The 2,907-nt window shown below is 47.4% G+C and carries 4 protein-coding genes; all 4 read right to left on the bottom strand.

What is annotated here, in order from left to right:
• On the bottom strand, positions 1-733 hold a 733-nt coding region (locus ACP5KC_RS09800; RefSeq protein ID WP_428287443.1), incomplete at its 3' end, for a hypothetical protein.
• 102 nt (positions 734-835) lie between these two features.
• On the bottom strand, positions 836-1,084 hold the full coding sequence (locus tag ACP5KC_RS09795; RefSeq protein ID WP_428287442.1) for a hypothetical protein: 249 nt from the start codon (positions 1,082-1,084) through the stop codon (positions 836-838).
• Between the two features lie 210 nt (positions 1,085-1,294).
• Positions 1,295-2,647: a hypothetical protein gene (locus tag ACP5KC_RS09790; protein WP_428287441.1), complete on the bottom strand. Its 1,353-nt coding sequence runs from the start codon at positions 2,645-2,647 to the stop codon at positions 1,295-1,297.
• Positions 2,648-2,652: 5 nt separating this feature from the next.
• On the bottom strand, positions 2,653-2,907 hold a 255-nt coding region (locus ACP5KC_RS09785; protein WP_428287440.1), incomplete at its 5' end, for a hypothetical protein.

Genomic DNA, 2,907 nt, shown 5'->3' with positions numbered 1-2,907 from the left:
CAAGCCCATTTCTGTATCCGTTCTCCCTAGCCAATCTATCCAATACGCCGTAGTAATTATTATCCCGAGCCAGCTCGCTCCTCAGGTAATCGGCGGCGCCGTAATTCATCAACGCATCTATGAAGTTTATCCTGAGGTGCTCGATGAACCAGTTGCCCAGATCTATCTGAACCTCCTGCGCCAGCCCCCTATCTCTCCAAATCTTGACGCTTAACTCCAGCATCTTCTGCACGTCGTCCTCCCTAACCTTGAACACGTCAAGCCTGTACTTCTCCACTAAATCACTAAGCGCGCCTGGCTTGAGGACATCCTCGTAGCGGGACTCCATGCAAGCTTCTATGTTGATGAATTCCTCCGGCTTCTCGACCGGCTGGAACAAGAACAAGCCGTCCGGGTTCGCCGTCGCGAACAACGGTGTTATCGGCAAGCCCTTGGCCCTCTTTATTAAGTAGGCGTAGCAGAGGCTCTGGCCGAGCACGGAGCTGCTCAGCGGGTATATCCTCGGATCCGTCCTAAACGCGCCGGCCCCCACGTACTTCCTCTTTGTCTCAATAACCAGTATCGGCGTGCCGGTTCTCGCGTCGATGACCGCCAGGTCAGCCCTCTTGTTACTGTCAACCGGGTACTCCCTCTCAATAGCCAGCTCAACTCCCTCAAACCTGGCGTTTCGGATAGAGTCATAGATCAGATTGTAGAGCCTATCCTGAACAGCAACCTCGCGCGTAGATGACATCAACAACTTCTTGCCTCCGTGACCTAAAAGAGTTACGCATGATCCATATGTATACTCGCGGCATTAGATTCTACCTTAAGTGTAGGAGTATAACGATGCCAGCTAGGGCTGGCGACGGGGGCTGAGCAGGTGATACCGCGCCCGTGAGGGGTGCTCGAGGAGGGTGTCAGTATAGACAACATAAATATCCCTGGGTCTCCTACCAGGTTCCAGAGACCCCAGTGCCTCCACAACCAAGTGGACAGCCGCGGTTGAGTCCTTTCCTCCAGAGAACCCCACCACCAAAGGCGGAACTCTGCACCTACCCAGAACATCGATCAAAAACTCAACAGCTTCACGCATCCTATACATTAACATTAAGGATCTCCATAAGAATTGCGCGTTTAAAAAGGCGGGCCCTGAAGGGTAGGGGCTTTTTAGTTGTAATTTTAACGGCATCTTCATAGGTATGTTGCTTGTGATAAAGTTGGCAAGCCGCCGGCGAAGCTAGGGGAGATGATTATGAACACTCTTGAAGGTGCTAGGGGACTGCCTAAATGAGGTGTTTTTTGCACCTTTGACTCACATTAGGTCTCTAACATCCATGATTGTTGGGGGGTTATGTTGACTATGCTGTACTAACGCTGCAACTCTTCTCGCATACTCTATAGTTATTGGCATCTTAACCTCAATATCAGTCGTGTTCCAGTCTAGCTTAGTCAGCCCGAGTATCTGCCCAGCAAAATCTCTAACGCTATAAGGCGTTGTATTCTCCCCCACCTCCAGTTCTAGCGGTTTGGGTGTCCCAGGTTTACCTCTCCTTCGGATACCTCGATCATCGCTCTGTGTATATCCAGTTGTGAACAGGATAGCTCTATTGCTTAGCTCCCCATCTAGGACCAGATCTCCACGTAAGACTGTTGCATCATGCTGTTCTTCACCATATCCTCTATAAGGGTTAGACGATTCTATGTGGATAAGTGCATACCCGATATTTTTGCCTCCAAGAACGTGCCTAGCAGCTTCAATTTCGTCAATGTGGAACCTTGATGATTTATGTATAATGACTATGGGAAATTTACGGTCGTCAATAATCTGATTTAGCATTTTGATCATATCGCCCTTAGGTATATAGAGGCCTTTAGTTCCTCGCAGCCCATTACCCGCACTTATCTCAATCCGTATACTGCTCGCGCTCCAGCTAATGTATTCGCCCGATTTGTTATACACGGTCATGATGCCATAGTAAAAGATCTCTTTTGCTCGGCTACTAGAGCTTACGACCCTAGGCCTTGTAAAAGCTATTCCGATAAATATCCCTGCTGGTATTAGCTGGCGCTCAAGAATCCATGGGGTACCCTCAGCCTTAGCGTATATAGCAGTTGCCACGTTGAGCAGAGTAAAATCAAGCGCCGTCGCGTCGCTTAACACCCTCTCCAGGGTGCTCCTTTTAACTAGCTGTAAACGTATTTTTTTCTTTGTATATCTAAACCTGAGGTTTTTTACCCTACTATAATTCCTCTCTATAACCTCGTCGTCCGCTATGATGATGATTGTGCTCTTGTCTGGAAGCTTCTCAGCAAGTTCGAAATAGGCGTCCTCTATATACTGCAGAATATTGTCGGAACTGCCTTTTACAGTTTTCACATATTCATCGCTAAATATGAGGCTATTAGCTTTGAAGACCGATTTAAATCCTTTATAAAATCCATGCCCCTTTCCGAGATGTTGCACAAACTTCTTAGCAGCATCTGCGATGGCCGGCACAACTATTAATCCTACATAGATATCGTCACTTCTATGATTCTCAGCATCATAGGGCCCTGCTCTCACAAGCCCTGTACGTGGGCTCACATATCTTCTTCTCATATAGAATAGGAGGTATGGCTCCTGGAGACGTTCATACTTAAAGAACCTTAAAGCATCTGAAGTCATGGCCATCACCACCTTTCTATAGCTTCGAGCTGTATCGGTTCTGCGGAGAACTTCACGATGTCTCCATCGGGGAATTTCAGCGTTATTTTTCTAGTGTCATCACATAGGATATTAACTATGTTAAGCAACATGTTTAGCCTATCCTTCGGCTTTAAAACAGCTTCGCTACGATATACATCTATTAAGTTTAGGCTTTCGATCTCTGCAGGCGATAATAGCTTCATGTCTTGAAGACTGAGGGGAGGCGAGTATATGTCGAG

This window comes from Infirmifilum sp. (assembly GCF_049970975.1).
GTDB classification, from domain to species: Archaea; Thermoproteota; Thermoprotei; order Thermofilales; family Thermofilaceae; genus Thermofilum; species Thermofilum uzonense.
Note: the sequence above shows the minus strand (reverse complement) of the source record. Positions and strands in the feature narration are given on the sequence as shown.

What these genes read in the sequence shown, in the direction of transcription:
- ACP5KC_RS09790 (WP_428287441.1), bottom strand. Translation starts at nt 2,647, where the DNA reads ATGACTTCAGATGCTTTAAGGTTCTTTAAGTATGAACGTCTCCAGGAG.
- ACP5KC_RS09795 (WP_428287442.1), bottom strand. Translation starts at nt 1,084, where the DNA reads ATGTATAGGATGCGTGAAGCTGTTGAGTTTTTGATCGATGTTCTGGGT.